The sequence below is a fragment of the Brachybacterium horti genome, assembly GCF_054777615.1.
In genome coordinates, this window is sequence record NZ_BAAHAM010000001.1 from 659,562 (window position 1) to 681,927 (window position 22,366).

General features: G+C 73.4%; 18 protein-coding genes. 6 read left to right on the forward strand and 12 right to left on the reverse strand.

Going from position 1 to position 22,366, the window contains the following annotated elements:
• The first annotated feature begins 25 nt into the window (after positions 1-25).
• From ACYVAP_RS03110 to ACYVAP_RS03120, 3 genes are all read left to right on the forward strand, one after another.
• Complete coding sequence (locus ACYVAP_RS03110) at positions 26-745, forward strand: GAP family protein (RefSeq protein ID WP_498859481.1); 720 nt, start codon at positions 26-28, stop codon at positions 743-745.
• Positions 746-825: 80 nt separating this feature from the next.
• A complete protein-coding gene (locus tag ACYVAP_RS03115) occupies positions 826-1,896 on the forward strand; it encodes an adenosine deaminase family protein (protein ID WP_498859482.1) in 1,071 nt (356 codons plus the stop codon).
• Between the two features lie 116 nt (positions 1,897-2,012).
• A complete protein-coding gene (locus tag ACYVAP_RS03120; protein WP_498859483.1) occupies positions 2,013-4,190 on the forward strand; it encodes a potassium transporter Kup in 2,178 nt (725 codons plus the stop codon).
• A gap of 49 nt (positions 4,191-4,239) precedes the next feature.
• Here ACYVAP_RS03120 and ACYVAP_RS03125 read toward each other — a convergent pair whose 3' ends face one another.
• The 9 genes from ACYVAP_RS03125 to ACYVAP_RS03165 form a co-directional block, all read right to left on the reverse strand.
• Positions 4,240-5,535 carry a glycosyltransferase family 4 protein gene (locus tag ACYVAP_RS03125; protein ID WP_498859484.1) on the reverse strand — a complete coding sequence of 432 codons (1,296 nt, stop codon included), beginning with the start codon at positions 5,533-5,535 and terminating at the stop codon, positions 4,240-4,242.
• The gene (locus ACYVAP_RS03130; protein ID WP_498859485.1) at positions 5,532-5,912 is read right to left on the reverse strand and encodes a PRC-barrel domain-containing protein; all 381 of its coding nucleotides are present in this window, start codon (positions 5,910-5,912) and stop codon (positions 5,532-5,534) included. Before ACYVAP_RS03130 ends, ACYVAP_RS03125 begins: the two co-directional genes overlap by 4 nt.
• 83 nt (positions 5,913-5,995) lie before the next feature.
• Positions 5,996-6,889 (reverse strand): TetR/AcrR family transcriptional regulator, encoded by an 894-nt coding sequence (locus tag ACYVAP_RS03135; RefSeq protein ID WP_498859850.1) that lies wholly within the window; start codon positions 6,887-6,889, stop codon positions 5,996-5,998.
• Positions 6,890-6,891: 2 nt separating this feature from the next.
• On the reverse strand, positions 6,892-8,004 hold the full coding sequence (locus ACYVAP_RS03140; RefSeq protein ID WP_498859486.1) for an aspartate-semialdehyde dehydrogenase: 1,113 nt from the start codon (positions 8,002-8,004) through the stop codon (positions 6,892-6,894).
• On the reverse strand, positions 8,001-9,368 hold the full coding sequence (locus ACYVAP_RS03145; protein WP_498859487.1) for an aspartate kinase: 1,368 nt from the start codon (positions 9,366-9,368) through the stop codon (positions 8,001-8,003). Before ACYVAP_RS03145 ends, ACYVAP_RS03140 begins: the two co-directional genes overlap by 4 nt.
• Positions 9,369-9,625: 257 nt before the next feature.
• Positions 9,626-10,312, reverse strand: a complete 687-nt coding sequence (locus ACYVAP_RS03150) for a metal-dependent transcriptional regulator (protein WP_498859488.1) — start codon at positions 10,310-10,312, stop codon at positions 9,626-9,628.
• A 45-nt stretch (positions 10,313-10,357) separates the two neighbouring features.
• Positions 10,358-11,626, reverse strand: coding sequence for an SLC5/6 family protein (locus ACYVAP_RS03155; protein ID WP_498859489.1), 1,269 nt, complete (start codon positions 11,624-11,626; stop codon positions 10,358-10,360).
• Positions 11,627-11,764: 138 nt separating this feature from the next.
• Positions 11,765-12,427, reverse strand: coding sequence for a DedA family protein (locus ACYVAP_RS03160; RefSeq protein WP_264450477.1), 663 nt, complete (start codon positions 12,425-12,427; stop codon positions 11,765-11,767).
• A gap of 195 nt (positions 12,428-12,622) precedes the next feature.
• Positions 12,623-14,878: an NAD(+) synthase gene (locus ACYVAP_RS03165; RefSeq protein WP_498859490.1), complete on the reverse strand. Its 2,256-nt coding sequence runs from the start codon at positions 14,876-14,878 to the stop codon at positions 12,623-12,625.
• 317 nt (positions 14,879-15,195) lie between these two features.
• Here ACYVAP_RS03165 and ACYVAP_RS03170 point away from each other — a divergent pair, with 317 nt between their 5' ends.
• The 3 genes from ACYVAP_RS03170 (at position 15,196) to ACYVAP_RS03180 (ending at position 18,358) form a co-directional block, all read left to right on the forward strand.
• Entirely contained in the window at positions 15,196-16,059 is an 864-nt protein-coding gene (locus tag ACYVAP_RS03170) for a carbohydrate ABC transporter permease (protein WP_498859491.1), read from the forward strand.
• Between the two features lie 11 nt (positions 16,060-16,070).
• On the forward strand, positions 16,071-16,910 hold the full coding sequence (locus ACYVAP_RS03175) for a carbohydrate ABC transporter permease (RefSeq protein WP_498859492.1): 840 nt from the start codon (positions 16,071-16,073) through the stop codon (positions 16,908-16,910).
• A gap of 116 nt (positions 16,911-17,026) precedes the next feature.
• Entirely contained in the window at positions 17,027-18,358 is a 1,332-nt protein-coding gene (locus tag ACYVAP_RS03180) for a type 2 periplasmic-binding domain-containing protein (protein WP_498859493.1), read from the forward strand.
• Between the two features lie 65 nt (positions 18,359-18,423).
• Here the strand turns inward: ACYVAP_RS03180 and solA are convergent, their stop codons facing one another.
• From solA to ACYVAP_RS03195, 3 genes are read right to left on the reverse strand one after another with little or no spacing between them, the layout of a single operon-like run.
• A complete protein-coding gene (gene solA / locus ACYVAP_RS03185; protein ID WP_498859494.1) occupies positions 18,424-19,599 on the reverse strand; it encodes an N-methyl-L-tryptophan oxidase family protein in 1,176 nt (391 codons plus the stop codon).
• Entirely contained in the window at positions 19,596-20,774 is a 1,179-nt protein-coding gene (locus tag ACYVAP_RS03190; RefSeq protein ID WP_498859495.1) for an ornithine cyclodeaminase family protein, read from the reverse strand. Before ACYVAP_RS03190 ends, solA begins: the two co-directional genes overlap by 4 nt.
• On the reverse strand, positions 20,767-22,284 hold the full coding sequence (locus tag ACYVAP_RS03195) for an APC family permease (RefSeq protein ID WP_498859496.1): 1,518 nt from the start codon (positions 22,282-22,284) through the stop codon (positions 20,767-20,769). The genes ACYVAP_RS03190 and ACYVAP_RS03195 overlap by 8 nt, the downstream gene beginning before the upstream one ends.
• Positions 22,285-22,366: the final 82 nt, after the last annotated feature.

Sequence of the window (22,366 nt, forward strand, 5' to 3'; positions counted from 1 at the left end):
CCCCCGGCCTCGTACCCTCGAGCCCATGACCTTCGCCGGGATCCTCGCCTTCCTCGGGCTCGCCGTGGTGACGATGGACGTGCTCGGCGGCGTCATCGCCACCGGCGTGCTGCTGCGCGGCGGCGCCGTGCGCCACCTCCTCGCCTTCCTCGGCGGGTACACCGTGGTCGTCACCGCCGCGACGCTCGTGCTGCACCCCCTCCTCGCCTGGCTGAGCTCCGTGCTGCGGCCCGTGCTCGACTCGAACAACGCGATCGGCACCGTCGAGATCGTCGTGGGCCTCGCCCTCGCCGGCATCAGCGCCCACCAGTTCCGCGCCGTGACCCGGCCGCAGCAGAAGCACGGCCGCATCGAGGAGCGCTCCACCCCCACGCGCCTCGCCGCGACCCCGCTCGCCCTCGCCGGCGTCGCCTTCTCCGTCACCGCCCTCGCCGATCCCTCGTTCACGATCGCCGTGGGCATGGCCTCCCAGGAGCGGCACCTGTGGGCGCACATCGCCCTGCTGCTGCTGTGGAACGTGCTCTATCAGCTGCCGCTCGTCGCCGTGACGATCGCCGCCGCCTTCGGCAGGCACGAGCAGCTCGTGGAGCGGGTCATGGCGGTGTTCGGCCCGCGCCGCCGCGCCCTGCAGACGGCCCTCGCGATCCTGCTCGCCCTCATCGGCCTCGCCGTGCTCGGCGACGGCATCTATGCGCTGATCAGCGGTCACGTGCCGTGGCTGCGGCAGCTGATCATGCTGCGCTGAGAGCGAGGAGGGCGCCGCCTCGTCGCACAATGGTCCTCGTCCCCGTCGCTCGCCCCGCACCCCAGGATTCCGGAGTCACCATGCCGCTCACCCCCGCGCAGATCCGCTCGCTCCCCACGGCGGTCCTCCACGACCACCTCGACGGCGGCCTGCGCCCCTCGACCGTGCTCGAGCTGTGCGCGGAGCTCGGCATCGACCCGCCCGCCGCCACCGCGGGCGCCGTCGCCGACTGGTTCTTCGACGCCGCGGACTCCGGCTCCCTCCCCCGCTACCTCGCGACCTTCGACCGCACCATCGCGCTCATGCAGCGGCCCCAGGACCTCCGTCGCGTGGCCCGCGAGTTCGTCGAGGACATGGCGGCCGACGGCGCCTGCTACGCCGAGACCCGCTGGGCGCCCCACCAGCACCTCGAGGGCGGTCTCAGCCTCGCCCAGGCCGTCGACGCCGTCCAGGCGGGACTCGAGGAGGGCATGGCGATCGCCGCCGAGGCCGGCCGCCCGATCCTCGCCGGCCAGCTCCTGTGCCACCTGCGCCACCTCCCGCCCACCGAGGAGCTCGTGCGCCTCGCCGCCGACCGCCGCGACGCCGGCGTGTGGGGCGTGGACCTCGCCGGCCCCGAGGCCGGCTTCCCCGCCTCCCGCTACGCGGGCCCCTTCGCCCTCGCCCACGAGCTCGGCGTGCACGTCACCATCCACGCCGGGGAGGCCGACGGCCCCGCCTCGATCGCCGGCGCCCTCGAGCAGGGCGCGGAGCGGATCGGCCACGGCGTGCGCCTCATCGAGGACCTCGGGGCCGACGGCGCCCGCGGCCCCGTCGCCGAGGAGGTCCACGCCCGGCAGATCTGCCTCGAGGTGTGCCCCAGCTCCAACCTGCAGACGGGCGCCGCCGCCTCCCTCGCCGCGCACCCCGCGGGGCGCCTCCTCGCCGGCGGCTTCGCCGTCGCCATCAGCAGCGACAACCGCCTCATGTCCCGCACCTGCACGAGCCGCGAGCTCGAGCTCCTCGCCGGCGCCCACCGCTGGGAGCTCCCCGAGCTCGAGCGGATCACCCACACCGCGCTCGGCAGCGGCTTCGCCCCCGCGGAGCAGCGCGAGCGGATCCTCGAGGAGATCGTGCGGCCCGCCTACGCCGCCGCGCGCGACGCCGGCTGAGCGGGACGACGCCGCGCCCGCGCATCGGCCACCGCCCGGGTCCGGTGACGGAGCAGACAGTCCACCGCGCCGCCGGGGGCTTGCGCCGGGAGCGAACAGTGGCAGGATTGCCGCTCGTGTCGAAGCACGCCCAGGGCGCCTCCCCCGTCGGAGAACCCGCACCGACCCCGTCGGACCCCTCCTCGGAGCAGCCCACCCCGGCCCCCTCCCCCGCGCACCACGTCCACGGCGAGCACGCCGCCGGCGGCCGCGCCGCCCTGGCCGGCACCACGCTCTCCCACCTCCAGCCGCGCTCCGCCCCCGGGCACGACCACGACGCGCACACCCACCGCGGCCTCGGACCCGGCGGCACCCCGCGCGGCCACAAGCCGCTGCCGCTGCTCATGCTCGGCGCGCTCGGCGTCGTCTTCGGGGACATTGGCACGAGCCCCCTGTACTCCCTGCAGACGGTCTTCTCCACCCACCACAACGCCGTCGCCCCCACCGAGGGGGACGTGCTCGGCGTCATCTCCATGGTGCTGTGGTGCCTCATCATCATCGTCACCGTCAGCTACATCGGCCTCATCATGCGCGCCGACAACCAGGGCGAGGGCGGCATCCTCTCCCTCACCGCCCTGATCCTGCGCAAGCTCGACTCCGGCCACCGCCGCGAGATCGCCGTCGCCCTCGCGCTCGGCGTGATCGGCGCGAGCCTGTTCTACGGCGACTCCGTCATCACCCCCGCGATCTCCGTGCTCTCCGCCTTCGAGGGCATCGAGGTCACCGGCGGCGTCCCCAACGAGGTGATCCTGCCCGGCGCCGTCATCGTCCTCACCGCGCTCTTCGCCGTGCAGCGCTGGGGCACCGGACGGATCGGCGGGGCGTTCGGCCCGATCATGGTGCTCTGGTTCCTCACCCTCGCCGCGATGGGCCTGCCGCAGATCCTCGGCAACCCCTCGATCCTGCGCGCCGTCTCCCCGCACTACGCGCTCGCCTTCATGATCGACCGCCCGCTCGTCGCGTTCATCGCCATGGGCGCCGTGGTCCTCACCATCACCGGCGCGGAGGCGCTCTACGCCGACATGGGGCACTTCGGCCGGCGCCCGATCTTCCTCGCCTGGACCTGCCTCGTGCTGCCCGCCCTCGCGATCAACTACTTCGGCCAGGGCGCGCTGATCCTCGCGGACCCGACCGCCATCGTGAACCCGTTCTTCTCCCTCGTGCCGGACGCCCTGCGCCTCCCGCTCGTGGTGCTCGCCGCCGCCGCGACCGTCATCGCCTCCCAGGCCGTGATCTCCGGCGCCTTCTCCGTCTCCCGCCAGGCGACGCGCCTGTCCCTCCTGCCGCGTCTGAAGGTCACGCAGACCGACAAGGAGCACGGCGGCCAGATCTACATCGGCCGGATCAACACCCTGCTGTTCCTCGGCGTCCTCGCGCTCGTGCTGATCTTCCAGCACTCCTCGCGCCTCGCCGCCGCCTACGGTCTCGCCGTCACCGCGACGATCATCCTCGTGCTCGCGCTGTTCCTGCTGCTCGCCCTGCGCATCTGGCACTGGCCGCTGTGGCGCGTGGTGCTCATGGCCGTCATCGTGGGCGGCCTCGAGCTGGTGCTGCTCGCCGCGAACGTCGTGAAGATCCCCGCGGGCGGCTGGCTGCCGCTGCTCATCGCCGCCGTGCTGACGACGATCATGCTCACCTGGAAGAAGGGCTCGAAGCTGCTCTTCGGGCGCCGTCGCGCGATGGAGGGCCCGATCGACGAGTTCGTGACCGGCCCCGCCCGCGAGGCCCGTCGGGTGCCGGGCCTGGCCGTCTACCCGCACGGCGACCCCACCACCGTGCCCCTCGCCCTGCGCACCAACGTCGCGATGAACCACGTCATCCACGAGCACGTCGTCATCGTGACGATGAAGCACCGCGGCGTGCCCCACGTGCACCGCGACGACCGCGTCTTCGTCGACGCCCTCGGCGACGAGTCCGACGGCATCGTCCACGTCTCCTACCAGGTGGGATTCCACGACAGCCAGGACGTCCCCGAGGCCCTGCGCATCGCCGTCGAGCAGCTCGGCGCACCCCACGCACCCGACGAGGTCGACCGCTCCGCCTGCACCGCGCACGCCCCGGAGCTCGCCGTGGACCCCGAGCAGGCGATCTACTTCCTCTCCGTGTTCCGCATCGAACCGGGGGCCGACGACTCCCTGCCCCGCTGGCAGAAGTGGCTGTTCCGCATGCTCGAGCGGGCCTCCGCGAACCGCACCCAGGTGCTGCACCTCCCGCCCTCCCGCACCGTCGTGATGGGCGCCGAGACCGAGCTCTGACCGGCCGGGGTGGCCAGTCGGGCCAGCCGACGGGGCGGGGCCGGGCGGGTCAGGCGGGGTGGCGGGCGGTGACGCGGTCGAGGATCTGGAGGTAGCGCCGCGCGAGGAGGTCGTCGTCGGCGTTGGCGGCGACCCAGGCGCGGCCCGAGTCGCGGACGGCGAGCTGGGAGCGGTCCGCGGCGAGGCGGCGCCACAGCTCGACCAGCGCGGCGGTGTCCTCCGGGGCGAGGACGTCGCCGGCCTCCGCGGCGCGCACGACGTCCGCCGCCTCGCCCGCGACGAGCGCCGTGATGTGGCGGCCGGTGGCGAGCAGCTCGTAGAGCTTCGAGGGGATCGTCCAGGCGAAGGGCTCCCAGTTCCGCAGGGAGACGACGACCGTGTCCGCCCAGCGGTACTGCTCCCCCACCTCGTGGTGCTCGATGCGCGGCAGCACCTCGACGGGGGCGCCGAGCTCCGCGGCGAGCAGGGTCAGCCGCCGTGCCTCGACGCCGTGGCCGATCATCCGCACGCGCAGCGGCACACCCTCCTCGCGGAGCGCCAGCGCGGCGCGCACGAGGGTCTCGAGACCCTGCGAGCGGCCCATGTTGCCGAGGTACAGCACCCGCAGCTCCGGATGGTCGCCCTCGGGGTGGTCCGTCATGCGGGGCACGCGGGCGAGGTCGGTGCCGTTGCGCACCACCTCGCTGTCCCCCACGCCCCGCTCGCGGAGCACGTCGGCGAAGCGGGCGGTGGTGGTGACGACGACGGCCGCCTGCCGCTGCCACAGCGTCACCCCGCGGTGCACGCGCCCCTTGGCCCGCGCGATCCCCCAGCCGACGATCTCCCGCGCCGTGCCCGGGTCCGGGGAGTGGGCGACGTCCTCGGGCAGCGCCGCCTTGGGCCCCACATGGGTGACGAGGTCCGGCCAGGCGTCGCGCATCTCGGCGACGAGCGGGACCTTCCACTTCGCGGCGAGCATGCGGCCCACCATGAGGGTGGGGATCGCGGGCGCCGTCGCGATGACGACGTCGGGGCGGTCCCCCGGGCGACGGAACCGGTCCAGGGACCGGCGCAGGGTGTCCCCCGCGGTGACGAGATGGTCCGCGGTGCGAGAGGCGATGTCCGGGCCGTGCAGCAGGTAGGCGGTGCGCACCACGGTCTCGCCGTGCACGCCGCGCTCGACGGCGCCCACGCGGTGGGCGCGGCGCTGCTCCGGCGTGGGCCGGCCGTCCGGGTAGTGCGGGACGGGGGCCATCACGGTGACCTCGTGGCCGGCCGCGAGGAACCGCTCCACGAGCGCGCCCCATCGGCGCTGCGGGGCCCCGAACTCCGGGCCGTAGTAGTGGCTGAGCAGCAGGATCCTCATCCCTGCGGCGCCTCCTCGGAGCCGGCGGGCAGGAGGGCGAGCTCGGCGCGGCGCAGATCCTCCGGGAAGAGGTGCCCCGTGGCGGGCGGCTCCTCCGCGGCGCGCGCGGCGCGGGCGGGGACGCTCAGGCGGATCGGCGCCGTGTGCTCGTGCTCGCCGGTGTGCGGCCGCAGCGTCTCCTCGAGGACGACGGCGGCGGGGACGAGCACGGTGGTCGTGGAGAGGCGCCCGCGGGTCACGCCGAGCGCGGCGATCGAGCGGTCGCGGTCCATGAGGTACACATCGCGCACCCGGCCCACGGCGGCGCCGTCGGAGCCGACGACGTCGACCCCGCTGAGGGAGGCCGCCTCCGCGGCCGTCAGCATCACGCTGCCCATCGTGTCCTGTCCTCCCGGTGGGCGCCGAGGAGCCCGGGGACCGGATGGTCGGGCACGACACGACGCAGCGGCCCCACTGATGGTCAGCCGTTCAGGAAGTGTTGCACAAAGGTGCGGACATCCTCCACCGGTTCGCCGCCGCCGCTGGTCTGCAGGGCCCGCACGGACCCCTCCCGCACAGCGAGGCTCAGGAGCAGCGAGAACACGGCGCGGGACAGGAACACCGGGTCCGTGCCGGGCGTCAGCAGGCCGCGCTCCGCGTAGGCGGCGAGGACCTGCTTGAGGATGTGCTCGTGCACGAGGCGCAGCCGCGACATGCGGTAGCGGCCGGGGTGCTCCGGGTCCACGATCTCCGCGCTCAGCGTCGCGATGAGCGTGATCGGCGGGCGACCCGGGTGCCACGGTCCCGCGAGCGCGGCGAGCAGCTGGGCCGGTGAGGTCGACAGCGCCTCCACCGAGTCGAGCAGGCCCTGGGCGTGCGCCTCGAGCCGGTCGACCACGGCGTCCAGGAGGGCCGGCTTCGAGGAGAAGTGGTGCAGCATCCCCGGGTGGGAGATGCCGACGCTGCGGGAGATCTCCCGCAGGCTCGAGCCGTGGTAGCCGCGCTCCGCGAAGAGCGCCGCGGCGCCGTCGAGGATCTGCTCGCGGCGGGCCGCGCCCAGGGTGGTCTCGGCCCTCCCCTTCGTCTCGGGCTCCTCCGCCGCAGGATCGAGCGACGCGACGGTCTTCACGGCGGGGCCGTGCTCGTCACCCGCGGCGTCGGAGTCGACGGCGGCGTCGTCGGCCTCGGTGCGCGGGGCCTCCTGCACGGCGGCGTCGAGCGAGTCGAGCGAGCGGACCGCGTCCCACAGGGGGCCCGGGGCCACGGCGGCCGCGGTCGAGCGGGCGTCGGGGGACTCCTCGCCGGCGCGGTCGGAGAGGCTCAGCGCGAGCGGCGCCGGACCCTGCCCGGACACGCCGCCCTCGGGGCTCAGCATCTTCACGCCTCCGCGCCTGCCACGAGCAGCTCGGCGATCTGCACGGCGTTCAGCGCCGCGCCCTTGCGCAGGTTGTCCGCGACGGCGAAGAGCACGAGGCCCTTGCCGTCGGGCACGGACTGGTCCTGGCGGATCCGGCCCACGAAGGTGCCGTCCTTGCCGGCCGCGTCGAGCGGGGTGGGGACGTCCACGACGGTCACGCCCTCTGCCTGCTCGAGCAGCTCGCGGGCGCGCTCCGGCGTGATCGGCCGATCGAACTCGGCGTGGATCGCGAGGGAGTGCCCGGACATCACGGGCACGCGCACGCAGGTGCCGGCCACGGCGAGGTCCGGCAGGCCCAGGATCTTGCGGGACTCGTGGCGCAGCTTCTGCTCCTCGTCGGTCTCGCCGGAGCCGTCGTCCACGAAGTTCCCCGCGTGGGCGAGCACGTTGAAGGCGATCGGCGCGGCGTAGACGCCCGGCTCGCCGAGGTCCACGGCGCTGCCGTCGAGGGCGAGCTCCTCCATCGAGCCGGCGCCCGCGCGCACCTGCTCCGCGAGCTCCTTCACGCCGGCGACGCCGGAGCCGGAGACCGCCTGGTAGGTGGCGACCTTGAGGCGGGACAGCCCCGCCTCGGCGTGCAGCGCGCGCAACGTGGGCATCGCGGCCATCGTGGTGCAGTTCGGGTTCGCGATGATGCCCTTGGGACGCTCGGCGGCGGCCTCCGGGTTCACCTCGGAGACCACGAGCGGCACCTCCGGGTCGCGGCGCCAGGCCGAGGAGTTGTCGACGACCACGGCGCCGGCCGCCGCGAAGCGCGGGGCGAGGGCCGTCGAGGTGGAGCCGCCGGCGGAGAACACGGCGACGTCGATCCCGCGTCCGTCGGAGGTGATGTCCGCGGTCTCCGCGTCCTCGACGACGATCTCGAGGCCCGCGTAGCGCACGGTGCTGCCGGCGGAGCGGGCGCTCGCGAAGGCGCGCACCGCGGAGTGGGCGACGGCGCGCTCGGCGAGCAGCGCGAGCATCACGCGGCCCACCTGGCCGGTCGCGCCGACGACGGCGATCACGGGGCCGCCCTCGACGTAGCCGGGGGTGCCGCTGAAGTCGACGGTGCTGGTGGTGGTGCTGGTGCTCATCGGCCCGTCCCTCCGTAGACGACGGCCTCGGTCTGCTCGGCGTCCAGGCCGAAGGCCGTGTGGATCGCGCGGACGGCGGCCTCGAGGTCGCTCTGCGCGGTGACGACGGAGATGCGGATCTCCGAGGTCGAGATCATGTCGATGTTGATGCCCGCCTCGCCGAGCGAGCGGAACAGCAGCGCGGAGACGCCCGGGTGGGACTTCATGCCCGCGCCGATCAGCGAGACCTTGCCGATCTGGTCGTTGTAGCGCACCTCCTTGTAGCCGATCGCCTCGTGCGCCTTCTCGATCGCGGCGAGGGCGGCGGGGGCGTCGGACTCCGGGAGGGTCAGCGAGATCGCGACCGTGTCGTCCGTTGTGGAGGTGTTCTGCACGATCATGTCGATGTTCGCGCCGGAGTCGGCGACCACGTCGAACAGGAGCGCGGCGCGGCCGGGGAGGTCCGGCACCTCGACGACGGTGATCTTGCCCTCGCTGCGGTCATGGGCGACGCCGGAGATGATCGGGGCCTCGAGGCCGGGGTCAGCGTGCTCGTCCACGGGGAGCTCCTTCGTGGGATCGGCCGCGTCGCGACGGGCGACGTCGGCGGCGGGGATGGTGACGGTCGGGTCGACGGGGACCACGCGGGTGGGATCGTCGGTGACGATCGTGCCCAGGCGGCCCGAGTAGGAGCTGCGCACGTGCAGCGGGACCCCGTAGCGGCGCGCGTACTCGACGCTGCGCACCATGAGGATCTTCGCGCCGTTCGCGGCCATGTCCAGCATCTCCTCGCAGGTGATGAGCGGGACGCGGCGGGCGGAGGGGACGATCCGGGGATCCGCGGTGAACACGCCGTCCACGTCGGAGTAGATCTCGCAGACGTCCGCCTCGAGGGCGGCGGCGAGGGCGACGGCGGTCGTGTCCGAACCGCCGCGGCCCAGCGTGGTGATGTCCTTGGTGCTCGCGGAGACGCCCTGGAAGCCGGCGACGATCGCGACGGCGCCCTCGTCCAGCGCGCTGCGCACGCGGCCCGGCGTCACCTTGAGGATGTGGGCGCGGCCGTGCTCGCCGTCCGTGATGAGGCCGGCCTGGGAGCCGGTGTAGGCGCGCGCCTCGACGCCGACGGCGTTCAGCGCCATCGACAGCACGGCCATGGAGATCCGCTCGCCGGCGGTGAGCAGCATGTCGAGCTCGCGGGGCGGCGGGGCGTCGGTGATCTGCTCGGCGAGGTCGATGAGCTCGTCCGTCGTGTCGCCCATCGCGGAGACGACGACGACCACCTGGTGCCCGGCCTTCGCGTACAGGGAGATGCGCTCGGCGACGCGCTTGATCGACGCGGCATCGGCCACGGACGATCCCCCGTACTTCTGGACGACCAGGCTCATCTGACGGACTCCTCGGGTTCGGGCGGCGCCCCGCGGGGCGCGCCGCTCGGTCGGTGCGGCGGATAGCGTCGCACGGCGCGCGACGCCCCCTCGACCGTCCGTTCGGGACTGGACAGGGGCCGGTCCACATTGTATGGACGATGCACCCTGCGCGCCGTGACGTCCGTCGCGGCCAGGGCATCCGGGCGGCGCCTGCCTGCGGGCCCGTCGCGCGCTCCCGGCCCCCGAGGGCGCGAGATCACAGGAGTGGCGGCCGTCTAGTCGGTCGGGCCGGAGGGGACGACGAGGGTCGCGGCGGCGAGCTCGGCGCCCACCACGAGGGGTGCGCCGCCCGGCGCCCGCACCGCGCGCGTGCCGTCCGAGCCGCCGCCGGGCTCGATCTTGAGCTCGGCACCGGGGACGACGCCCAGCTCCCGTGCCCGCTGGAGCACGGCCGGATCCGCGTCGCTCACCCGCAGCACCCGGTACGCCCCCGCGGCCTGCACGGCGGCGAGGGGCAGGGCGTCCGCGGGATGGGAGGAGCGGTGCCCGGCGTCCGGGATCGGGTCGCCGTGTGGATCCGCCGTCGGATGGCCCAGCGCCTCGTCGATCCGGGACACGAAGTCGTCGCTCACGGCGTGCTCGAGGCGCTCGGCCTCGTCGTGCACCTCGTGCCAGCCGTACCCGAGCTTCTCGACGAGATAGGTCTCCAGGAGACGGTGCCGGCGCACCATCGCGACCGCGCAGCGCAGCCCCACCTCGGTGAGGGCGACGGGCTTGTAGGGGACGCGCTCGACGAGGCCCTGCGCGTCGAGGCGCTTGAGGGTCTCGGTGACGTTGGCGGCGCTCGTGCCGAAGTGCTCGGCGAGGTCGCCGGTGGTCATCGGGTCCGCGCCCCACTCGGTGCGCGTCCAGATCACCTTGAGGTAGTCCTGGGCCACGGGGCTCAGCTGGTCCGGATGCACCCCGGCATCGTAGCCGGGGCGCCGGCGAGCGGGGACGGCACGGGCTCAGGCCCCGCCTGCGCCGAGCACCACGAGCGCGACGTTCAGGGCGACGATCAGCGCGACGACCACCCAGGCGACGATCGCGAGAGGCAGCGGGTTCGCCCGCTCGCCCAGCAGGGAGCGGCGCGAGGTCAGCACCACGAGCGGGATCAGCGCGAAGGGCAGGCAGAGGCTCAGCACGACCTGGCTCATGACGAGCGCGCCGGTGGGCTCGGCGCCCGCGGCGAGCACGAGCAGCGCGGGGACCAGGGTGAGGGCGCGGCCCAGCATGAGCGGCACGCGCACCTTGAGCAGGCCGCGGATGATCTCCGCCCCGGCGTAAGCGCCCACCGAGGAGGAGGCGAGGCCGGAGGCGAGCAGGCCGATGCCGAACAGCACGCCGATCACGGGGCCCTGCGCGCCGGCGATCGCGGCATGGGCGCCCTCGATCGTGTCCGTCCCGGGGATGCCGGGGAGCGCCTCCGCGGCGAGGACGAGCATCGCGATGTTCACGAGGCCCGCGACGCACAGCGAGAGGACCACGTCGAGCCGGGCGCCGCGCAGCAGCAGCCCCACCCGCTGCGGGGACCCGCCGCCGCCGTGGCGGTCGCGCATGAGCCCGGAGTGCAGGTAGATCGCGTGGGGCATGACGGTCGCGCCGAGCATGGAGGCGGCGAGGAGCACGGTCCCGGCGCCGTTGAAGCGGGGCACGAGGCCGGAGGCGACGGCGGCGGGCTCGGGCGGGTCGACGACGAGGCCCGCGAGGAAGCCGACGGTGATCACGGTGAGCAGGCCGATGACGACCGCCTCGAAGGGGCGCTGCCCGCGTCGGGACTGCACGGCGAGCAGGGACAGGGAGACGAGGCCGACGATGACGCCGCCCAGCAGCAGCGGCAGGTCGAAGAGGATGTGCAGCGCGATCGCGCCGCCCACGACCTCGGCGACGTCGGTCGCGATGGCCATGGCGGCGGCCTGCGCGAAGTAGAGCAGGCGGGCGCGGCGGCCCAGGGAGGCACCGAGCAGCTGCGGGAGGGTGCGGCCGGTGACGGCGCCGAGCTTCGCGGAGAGGTACTGCACGAGCATCGCCATGAGGTTCGCCGCGACGAGCACCCACAGCAGGAGGTAGCCGTGGCGGGCGCCCGCGGTGATGTTGGCGGCGATGTTGCCGGGGTCCACGTAGGCGATCGCGGCGACGAAGGCGGGGCCCAGCAGGCGCAGGACATGACCCCGTCGCGGCGCGGCGGCCCTCTCGACGGGGGCGGCGGGCGCGGGGGTGCGGGTCTCGTCGGCCATGCGGTTTAACGTACATTAAAACTCTCCCGGGCGGGAGTCGCGACACGGCGCAGAACGCCCGCCCGGCGCAGGGCCGGACGGGCGTGGTGGTCGAGCGGACGTGCGGGGCTCAGCCCCGCCGGTGCGCGTGATGCGCGCTCAGAGCGATGCGTCCTCGCGCTCCGCCTCGAGCTCCTCGGGCATGCGGGAGGCGCGCATCTTCCGGCGCAGCGCCTCGAGCGCCATCGGCAGCACGGAGACCGCGACGAGCAGCAGCACGGCCGCCTCGAGGTGGTCGCGGATCAGCGCCACGCCGCCCAGGCCGTAGCCGAGCATCGTGATCAGCACGACCCACAGCACGGCGCCCACCGCGGACCACGTGTAGAACACACGGCGCGGCATCTGGCCCACGCCCGCGACGACCGTGATGAACGTGCGCACGATCGGCACGAAGCGACCCAGCACGAGGGCGCGGCGGCCGTAGCGGTCGAAGAACTCGATGGTCTGGTCGAAGTACGTGCGCTTGAGGAAGCGGCCGTCCCGCTCGTAGAGCGTGTGGCCCACCCTGCGGCCGATCTCGTAGCCCACCACGTTGCCCGCGAAGGCGGCGACGATCAGGGTGATCAGCGAGATCCCGAGCGGCGTCGCGAGCTCCCCGCCGTGGGAGAACATGCCGATCGCGAAGAGCAGCGAGTCGCCCGGGAGGATCGGGAAGAACAGCCCGCACTCGATGAAGACGATGAGGTGCGCGACCCACCAGAAGGCGGTCCCGAACTGCGCGAGCAGCTGGGCGGGGTCCATCAGCATGTGGATCAGATCCATGGGGGCGGAGCCTTCGTTCGACGGATCGGGCGGCGGGCGCGGGGCGCCGGCCGGGCACGTCGGATCGCGCCCTCCTCATCATCACCCGGCGATCCCGATTCTGCGAGGACGCGTGGTGCAGACATCATGCGAGGCCTGTGGAGGTGCTGTGTGCGCGGGGCCGACGGGCCGCCGTCGGCCCCGCGCACGGCCGGATCAGGCGCCCGGGACGTCCCGCTCGATCTCCGCGAGCCACGCCTTCGACGCGGCGTCCGAGGGCATCCGCCAGTCCCCGCGCGGGGACAGCGAGCCGCCCGCGAGCACCTTCGGCGCGTTGGGCAGGGCGGAGCGCTTGAACTGGTTGGAGAAGAAGCGCCTCGTGAACACCGTGAGCCAGTGCTTGATCTCCTCGCGCGTGTAGGCGCGATGGTCCTCCGCCTTGTAGCCCGCAGGCCACTCCCCCGCCTCCTGGTCGCCCCAGGCCTGATGGGCGAGGTAGGCGATCTTGCCGGGGCCGTAGCCGCGGCGCAGCACGTGGTAGAGCGTGAAGTCGTGCAGGGCGTAGGGGCCGATCGAGTCCTCCGTGGACTGCGCCTTCTCCCCCGCCTTGGTGGGGATGAGCTCCGGGGAGATCTCGGTGTCGAGCACCGCCTGGAGCACGTCGGCCGTCGAGGAGTCGAACAGCCCTTCCGCGATCACCCAGCGGATGAGGTGCTGGATGAGGGTCTTCGGGACGCCGGCGTTCACGCCGTAGTGGGACATGTGGTCGCCCACCCCGTAGGTGCACCAGCCGAGCGCGAGCTCGGAGAGGTCACCGGTGCCCACGACGATGCCGCCGTGATGGTTGGCGAGGCGGAACAGGTAGTCGTAGCGCATGCCGGCCTGGACGTTCTCGAAGGTCACGTCGTAGACCTCCTCGCCCGCGCCGAAGGGGTGGCCCATGTCCGTGAGCATCTGCGTGGAGGCGGGGCGGATGTCGATCGTCTCGAAGGTCGCGCCGATCGCCGTGGAGAGCAGCTCGGCGTTCGAGCGGGTGTGCTCCGTCGTCGCGAAGCCGGGCATCGTGTAGGCGAGGATCTCGGAGCGGTCCCGGCCCAGGCGGTCCATGGCCTGCGCGCACACGATCAGCGCATGCGTGGAGTCGAGGCCGCCGGAGACGCCGATGACGGGCCGTGCGCCGCCGGGCTTGTCCCCGCCGATCGCGCTGAGCCGGCGCACGAGCCCCGCGACCTGGATGTTGTACGCCTCGTAGCAGTCCTGGGCGAGGCGGGCCGGGTCGTCGGGCACGAAGGGGAAGCGGTCCTGGTGGCGGCGCAGCGGGCCGGTCGCGGGCCGCGGGCCCGGCTCCCAGGCCCCCTCGGGGAAGACGCCCCCGGTGAGCGGGGCGTACGCGAACCAGCCCTGTCCCTCGCCGCCCTCGACCTCGGCATCGTCGTCGGCGTCGGCCTCCTCGAGGTCACCCTCGAACGGGCCGAAGAGACGCACCTCGGGCCAGGTCGTGAACGTCGAGAGCGCCTCGGCATGCGTGCGACGGTTGTCGTCGAAGGTGTTCTGGCGCCGACGCTCCGCGACGATCCGGTCGAGGTCGACGTCCACGATCGTGTGCCGCACGCCCTGCGGGAAGCGCTCGGACTCCCCCAGCAGGTCACCGCACTCGTAGACGAAGGTCTGGCCGTCCCAGGCGAGGTCCGTCGTCGACTCCCCCTCCCCCGCGGCGGCGTAGACGTACGCCGCCTGGCAGCGGGCGGAGGCGGAGCGGGCGAGGAGCTTGCGGTCCTCGGCGCGACCGATCGTGATCGGCGAGCCGGAGAGGTTCACGAGCAGCGTGGCCCCGGCGAGCGCGGCCTGGGCCGAGGGCGGCACCGGCACCCACATGTCCTCGCAGATCTCGACGTACAGGCGCAGCCCCGGGACGTCCTCGACGGTGATGATGCCGTGCGGGGTGAGCGCATGCTCGGTGCCGCCCAGGCGGACGGTCTCCCCCTCGGCATCGTCCCCCGGCGCGAACCAGCGGCGCTCGTAGAACTCGCGGTAGGTGGGGAGGTTCTGCTTCGGGGAGATGCCGAGGACCTCGCCGCGGTGGATCGTCACGGCGCAGTTGAAGATCCGCGAGCGGTCCCGGGCGCGCAGCGGCACCCCGACCACGATGATCGGCAGCAGCTCGCGGCTCGCCTCGAGCAGCGTGAGCACGGCCTGCTCCGCGGCGTCCAGCAGCGGCTCCTGGAGCACGAGGTCGTCGAGCGAGTAGCCGGTGAGCGAGAGCTCGGGGAACACGGCGACGCCCACCTGCTGCTCGTGCAGGTCGCGCAGCACCTCGAGGTGGCGCTCGGCGTTGGTCGCCGGATCCGCGAGGGCGACCGGGAGGGTCACCGCGGCCACGCGCACGAAGCCGTGGTCGTAGATGCTCGCGTGGGGATCGCGGGCCCCGTCGGGCTCGGCGTCGGGGACCTCGGTGGCGGGCGCAGCACTCATGCGCCCGAGCGTAGTGGAGGCGAGCCCGGTCATGGACGGGAAGCTCGTGCGCGGGAGGGGTGGTGCGCACTCGTTCCAGGAGTGGTCCCGAAACGAGCCGATGGGCCGGTCACGGAGGAATGGCTCGTTTCGCGACCATCTCTGGAACGCCGCCGCACCACACCCATGGCTCCGCGCCGAGATCTCGTCCGCTGCGCACCGCGCATGGCCCTGCCGGCATGCCGGGCCGCGTCGTCCGCGGAGGGAGGGCCGTCACCGCCCGACGGCACCCTGCTATACGTTGAGCCGGTGGTGACGGACCGACCGGGGAGGATGCGATGAGCTCGAGGCGATCCCTGCTGGGCTGGATGCTCGTGGCGCCCGCGACGATCGGCGTGGCCTGTTTCCTGATCCTGCCCGTGCTGCTCGCGCTCGGCGTCTCCTTCTTCGACTGGGACCTGCTGGGCACCCGCGACTTCGTGGGGCTCGAGAACTACCGCTCCCTGCTGGCCGACGGCGCGCTCCTGAACTCCCTGCTGGTCACGGCCGTGTTCACGCTGCTCTCGGTGCCGCTGTCCCTCGCGCTGGGGCTGATCCTCGCGACCCAGCTCGTGCGCGCGCTGCCCGGCTCCGCCGTGGTGCGGGTGATCGTCGTGATCCCGTGGGTGTGCGCGCCGCTCGCACTCGGCGTCGTCTGGACCTGGATCCTCCAGCCCTCCACGGGCGCGCTGAACACCCTGCTCGGCATCCGCGTCGAATGGCTCACCGACCCGACGCTCGCGCTGCCCGCCGTCGCCTTCGTCGCGATCTGGCAGAACGTCGGCTACATCAGCCTGTTCTTCCAGGCGGGCCTGGGCCGGATCCCCGACTCGATCTACGAGGCCGCGCGGCTCGACGGCGCCGGTCCGTTCCAGACGCTCCGACACATGACGATCCCGCTGCTGCGCCCCACCACCTTCTTCCTCGCGATCACCCAGGTCGTCGCGAGCTTCCAGGTGTTCGACATGGTCTACGCGCTCACCGGCGGCGGCCCCCGGCACCGCACCGAGGTCATCGCCTCCCTCGTCTACCACGAGGCGTTCCAGAACTCCCACCTGGGCCGCGCGAGCGCCGTCGCCGTCATCCTGTTCCTCCTCCTCGTGGTGATCACGGTGGTCCAGCAGCGCTGGTTCTCCTCCCGCATCACCTACGACATGAGCTGAGCGGAGGCCCCGTGAAGAAGAACCTCGCCCGGCGCGTGCTCGGCCACGGCGCGACCTATCTGGTGCTGCTCGCCGCGGCCCTGCTCACGCTCGCCCCGTTCACGGTCTCCGTGCTCACCTCGCTCACCTCGCCGCGCCAGCTCGCCCAGCAGGGTCCGCTGCACCTGCCCGCCCCGCCCACGCTCGAGAGCTTCGAGCAGCTGCTCTCCTCGGTGGACGGCTTCGTCACCCCGGTGGCGGTGACCGTGCAGATGGTCGCCGTGATCCTCGTGGGGCAGATCGTGTTCTCGGTGCTCGCCGCCTACGCCTTCGCGCACCTCGGCTTCCCCGGCCGCGACCTGCTGTTCTGGGTGTTCGTGGCGACGCTCATGGTGCCGCAGGTGGTCGTCGTGGTGCCGCTGTACCTGATGCTCAGCGAGGCGGGGCTGCGCAACACCTTCTGGGCGCTCGTGCTGCCCTTCGTGCTCGGCTCGCCCTACGCGATCTTCCTGCTGCGCGAGAACTTCCGGCAGATGCCGAGCGAGCTCATGGACGCCATGCGCATCGACGGCGCCGGCACCCTGCGCCTGCTGTGGAACCTCGTGGTGCCGCTGAACCGGCCGATCATCGTCACGCTCGTGCTGATCACGGTCGTCACCCACTGGAACAGCTTCATGTGGCCGATGGTCATCACCTCCGGCCCCGAGTGGCGCACGATCACCGTCGCGACCTCGGCGCTGCAGTCGCAGTACTCGAGCAACTGGACGCTCGTCATGGCCGGCACGACCCTCGCGATGCTCCCGCTCATGCTCCTGATGATCGTCTTCCAGAAGCAGATCACCCGCTCCGTGGGCGGCACCGGACTGCGCTGAGGCTCCCGGTCGCCTCGCCCGTTCACACCCGCCCCGGCCCGGAGCGAGGCGACCATAATGGACAGGAGCCTCCCCGCGGTCCCCGTGGCCGCCTCCGTCGGACGAAGGAATCCCCCGTGAAGCGTCGCAGCCTCCTCACCTCCCTCGCCGTGACCGGCACCGTCGGTGCCCTCGCGGCCTGCTCCCCCTCCTCCTCCGGCGGTGGATCCGGGTCCGACGGCGGCGGCGACGGGAAGACCCTCACCTTCCGGCTCTGGGACGAGACCGCGGTGGACGCCTACACCGAGTCCTTCGCCGCCTTCGAGAAGGAGTCCGGCTGGAAGGTCTCCATCGACCTCGTGCCGTGGGCCGACTACTGGACGCGCCTGCCGCTGGACGTCGCGAGCGGCGACGCGGCGGACGTCTACTGGATGAACTCCGCCAACTACGTGTTCTACAAGGACTCCGGCGACCTGCTCGACATCACCGACGTCGTCACCGAGGGCCGTGACAGGTGGGAGAAGGCGGTGGTGGACCTCTACACGCGCGACGGCGGCCTGTGGGGCGTGCCGCAGCTGTGGGACTCGATCGCCCTGTTCAGCAACTCCGACCTCCTCGAGGCAGCCGGCGTCGACCCCATGTCCCTGAGCTTCGACCCGGCCGCGGACTCCGACCCGCTGCGCGAGGCGGGGACGGCGCTGACCCTCGACAAGGCCGGCAAGCACCCCGGCGACGACGGCTTCGACGCGGATTCGCGCACCCAGTTCGGCTTCAACGCACAAGCGGACCGGCAGGCGATCATCGGCCCGATGCTCGCCGCGAACGGCGCCCAGTGGCAGAAGGACGACCAGTACGTCTTCGCCTCGGAGCAGGGCATCGCCGCCTTCGACTACATGCAGGGCCTGGTCAACGACGCGCAGATCGCCCCCAGCGCCGCGGACACCAACGCGAACGGCGACGTCTCCCGGGACCTGTTCACCCAGGGCAAGCTCGCCCTGTTCCAGTCCGGCCCGTACAGCCTGAAGACGGTCTTCGAGGGCGTCGGCGACTCCTTCTCCTGGATCCTCTCCGCCCCGGTCGCCGGCCCCGAGGGCCCGAAGTCGCTCGTGCACGGCGTGGTCGCCGTCGGCAACGCGAAGGCCGACGACGCGAAGCAGGAGGGCATCGCGAAGCTGCTCACCTGGCTGGGCTCCGCGGAGGGCCAGAAGCCGATCGGCGCGCAGGGCGTCGCCTTCCCCGCCCACCAGGACGCGCAGGGCGAGTTCGTGGACTACTGGGACGGCCAGGGCGTGGACGTCAGCCCCTTCGTCGAGGCGGCGAAGGACGCCGCCGAGGCCGACACCGGCGCCAAGGCGAACGCAGGCCTCGAGGCGGCGATGCCGATCTTCCAGGAGATCTTCATCGGCCGCACCCCCGCGGCCGAGGGCGTGCCGCAGGCCCAGGAGGAGGGCAACGCGGCGATGGCCTGATCCCTCCCTGCGGTGCGGCGGCCCCTCCGGACCGCCGCACCGCAGGGAGGGGTGCGCGCCGCGGATCAGACCGGGGCGAGCAGGCTCCGGTGGTGGGTGAGGGTGAACTCCTCGTGCTGCCAGCGGCTGCTTCCCGTCACGGCGAGCTCCGCGGCGGCCTGCCCCCAGACCGGGGCGAACTTGAACCCGTTGCCGGACATGCCCGCCGCGACCGTGATACGGCCGTCGCCGAGGGTGTCGATGAGCGGCCGTCCGTCCGGGCTCTGGGAGTCCGTGTGGACGGACCAGCGCACGGGCTCCGGGTCCAGCGCGGGGATGACGCGCCGCGCCTGCTCGCCCAGCCACCGCAGCTGCTCGCGGCTGAGCTCCGTGGGACGCTCCTCGGGGCGCGCGACGTCCGGCAGCAGCAGGTGCGGGCTCGCCTTGATGCTGTAGCCGTCGAGCGAGGGGGCCCCGAAGACGTGCAGCTCCTCGAGGTCCCGCATGAAGCCGGGGAAGCGGTGCGGCAGGAAGGGGCCGATGTCCTCGGGGACGAACCAGGCGAGGGTCAGCACCCGCACGGTGAGCAGGTCCGCGAGGTCCGGGACGAGCCGCGCCGTCCACGGGCCGGCGGTGACGATCACGCGCTCCGCGTGCACCTCGCCGGCGCTCGTGGAGAGACGGACCCCGTCGGCCCGCTCCTCGATCCCGAGGACGGCCGTGCCGTGGAGGATCTCGGCGCCGCCCGCGACCGCCTGCCGGGACGCGGCGTGGACGGCGCTCTCGGGGCGCAGGGCCCCCGCGAGCTCGTCGAGCACGCCCTCGTCGCGGTCCTCGACGTGGAACTGCGGGTACTGGCGCCGCAGGTCCTCCGCGCCGAGGTGACGATGCGGGAGGTCGTGCTCGGCGATCGCGGCGAGGGTCGCGTCGAGATCCGCGTGGCCGCCGGGCGCGATGTGCAGCACCCCGGAGGGCAGCAGCAGGTCACGGCCCGCGAGACGCCCCAGCTCGAGCCACTGCGAGCGCGCCTCCCGGGCGGCGGGGACGAACAGCCGCCCCTCCTTCGCGGCGACCCGGAAGAGGCGGGACTCGCCGCTGAACGCGCCGTGCGTGTGGACGGTGCCGAACTGCTCGAGGCCGAGGACGCGCAGCGGGCGGCCGCCGGCCCCGCGCATGCGGCTCAGGTGCCACAGGGCCATCGACCCCATGGTCCCCGCGCCGACGACGGCGACGTCGACCTCGCGGATCACGGCGGCGCTCATGCGAGCTCCGGCTGGTCCCAGAGGTTCAGCACGGTGCCGATCCCCCGCTCCACGGCCCGCCGGTAGACGACGGTCCCCCACGCGACGTCCTCGACGGGCATGCCGCCCACGGAGAGCACGACGATCTGCTCGGGGTCCCGGCGGCCCGGGTCCTCGCCGTCGACGATCGCGCCGAGGTCGTGGATCTCCTCACGGGCGAGCGCCCCGTCGTGCACGAGGTCCGTGAACTTGCAGCCCACGATCGGCACCGTCGCGTGGGTGGGGTACGGGTACTCCTCCGCCCACGCCTCGTACAGGCCGGTGCTGTCGACGACCTTGAGCACGTCGGGGGCGACCATCCCCTCGTCGAGCTCGCAGGCGGCGGGCATGGTGAGCAGCGCCCCGGGGCGCACCCACTCCCGGCGCACGGTCGGATAGGTGGACGGGTCGCCCACCTCGCCGGAGGTGCAGAAGGTGACGATGTCGGCGTCCCGCACGGCCTCCTCGATCGTGTCGACGACCTCGATGGTGCGGATCTGCGGGTGCTCGGCGCGCACCCAGGCGGTGAAGGCGGCGAGCCGGTCCGCGCCGCGTCCCTTCACCTTGACCGTGTCGATCGTGGGGCGGGCGACGAGGAAGGCCTCGAGGGAGGTGCGGGCCATGACGCCGGGGCCGACGATGCCGACCACGCGTGCCGCCGCGGGGGCGAGATGGCGGGCGCCGACCCCGGGGATCGCGCCGGTGCGGTAGGCGGAGAGCAGGTTCGCGGACATGTGCGCGAGCGGGGCCCCGGTGTCGGTGTCGTTGAGGGTGAGCATGAGGATCGAGCGGGGCAGACCGCGCCGGCGGTTGTCCATGTTCGAGCCGTACCACTTCACGCCCGAGGTGCCGAAGCTGCCGCCGAGGTAGGCGGGCATCGCCATGAAGCGGCGGTCGGGGCCGTCGGCGGGCATCCCCGCGTGGTCGGGGGCCGCGGGGAAGGTGACCATGGCGCCGTGGGAGTCGCTGTTCGCGCCCGCCATCCGGTAGTCGCCGCGGTGCAGGAGGGCGAGCACCTCCTCCATGGTGTCCACGCAGGCGGCCATGTCGGTGACGCCGGCGGCGATCATGTCCGGCTCGGACAGGTAGCGGAAGTCGATCCGCGGCAGCGCGGCGGCCTGCTGGGGGGCGGGGGTGCGGTCCAGGAGCTCAGACATCGGTCTCTCCGATCAGGGTGGGGGTGGTGAGGACGGCGGCGGGGGCCGCCGCGTCGAGGGCGGCGGGACGGCGGAGCACGAGGCTCTGCACGGTCCCGAGCAGCACGGCGGCGAGGCACAGGCCCACGAGCACGCCGCTGAGGACGCCGAAGGCGGGGGCGCCGTCGGGGCCGACGTCGCCGACGAGCATCGGGAAGTTCGCGGCGAGGACCGCGCCGAGGGCGGCGAGGCCGATCGCCCCGAGCGCCGGCGCGATCGCCGTGCGCCAGCGGCCGAGCTCCGCGGCCTGCTCCCGGTGCCGGGCGAAGTAGGTGAGCGCGGCGAGGCTCGTGCCGAGCATGAGCAGGACGACCGCGAGGGTGCCGACGCCGGAGAACCAGGTGAAGGCCTCGAGCACGGGGTCCAGGCCGCAGGCGGCGAAGAGCAGGGTGAGGACCGCGGCGGTGAGGCTCTGGACCACCGAGGCGCGGTGCGGGGACGCGTGCCGGGGGTGGACGTCCTCGAGCGGGGCGGGGAGCAGCCCTGCGCCGGACATGGAGTGGAGGTAGCGGGCGAGCACGTTGTGGAAGGACAGCACGCAGGCGAGCATGCTGGTCATGATCAGGACGTCCACGACGACGGGGCCGGCGGCGCCGAGGGTGAGCCCCGCGGTGGCCTGCAGCAGCATGCTCGGGTCGGAGAGCGCGACCCGCACCACCTCCTGCGGGCCCCAGGCGACGACGACGCCCCAGATCCCGACGGCGTAGAAGCCGGTCACGCCGAGCAGGGCGCCGTAGGTGGCGCGCGGGATCGTGCGGTCGGGGTCGCGGGCCTCGTCGCGGTAGATCGCGGTGGCCTCGAAGCCGATGTAGGCGGCGATCGCGAAGAGCAGGCCCACGCCGGGCGAGCCGGAGAGCGCGGTCGCGGGGGTGAAGGAGTCCAGGGCGAGACCGTCGGCCCCGCCGCCGAGCACGGCGACGGAGGTGATCGCGACGATCACGAGGATCTCGCACACCAGGAGCACGCCGAGCACCTTGGAGGAGACGTCGATCCGCCGGTAGCCGAGCACGCCGACCGCGCCGACGACGAGCAGGGTCCAGACCCACCAGGGCGCGGCGGGCAGTCCCACGGCGGCACCCGTCCGGGCGAGCAGCGCGCCGAGGTAGGCGAGGACGCCGAGCTGGATCGAGGTGTAGCAGAGCACGGCGAGCCAGGCGGCGCCGGTGCCCAGGTGCCGGCCGAGGCCCTCCCCGATGTAGGTGTAGAAGGCGCCGGGCCGCTCGACGACGCGGGTCATCGCCATGAACCCGACGGCGAAGAGGAGCAGGACGGCGGCGACGGGGAGGAAGAGCGCCGGGAAGCCCGCCCCGTTCCCGAGGGCGATGCCGAGCGGGGCGCCGCCGCCGATCACGGTGAGCGGGGAGGCGGCGGCGACGACCATGAAGACGATGGCGACGGGGCCGAGCGAGCCCTGGAGCCGGGGTGCGGCGGCGGGCGCGGCGGGGACGGCGGGTGGGGAGATGACAGCCATGGGTGAACCCCTTCCTGCGGATCCGAGGATCGGTGTCGCCCCGCTCGGGTGCGGCGCGGGACGTGGGGACACTCAAGTTGTA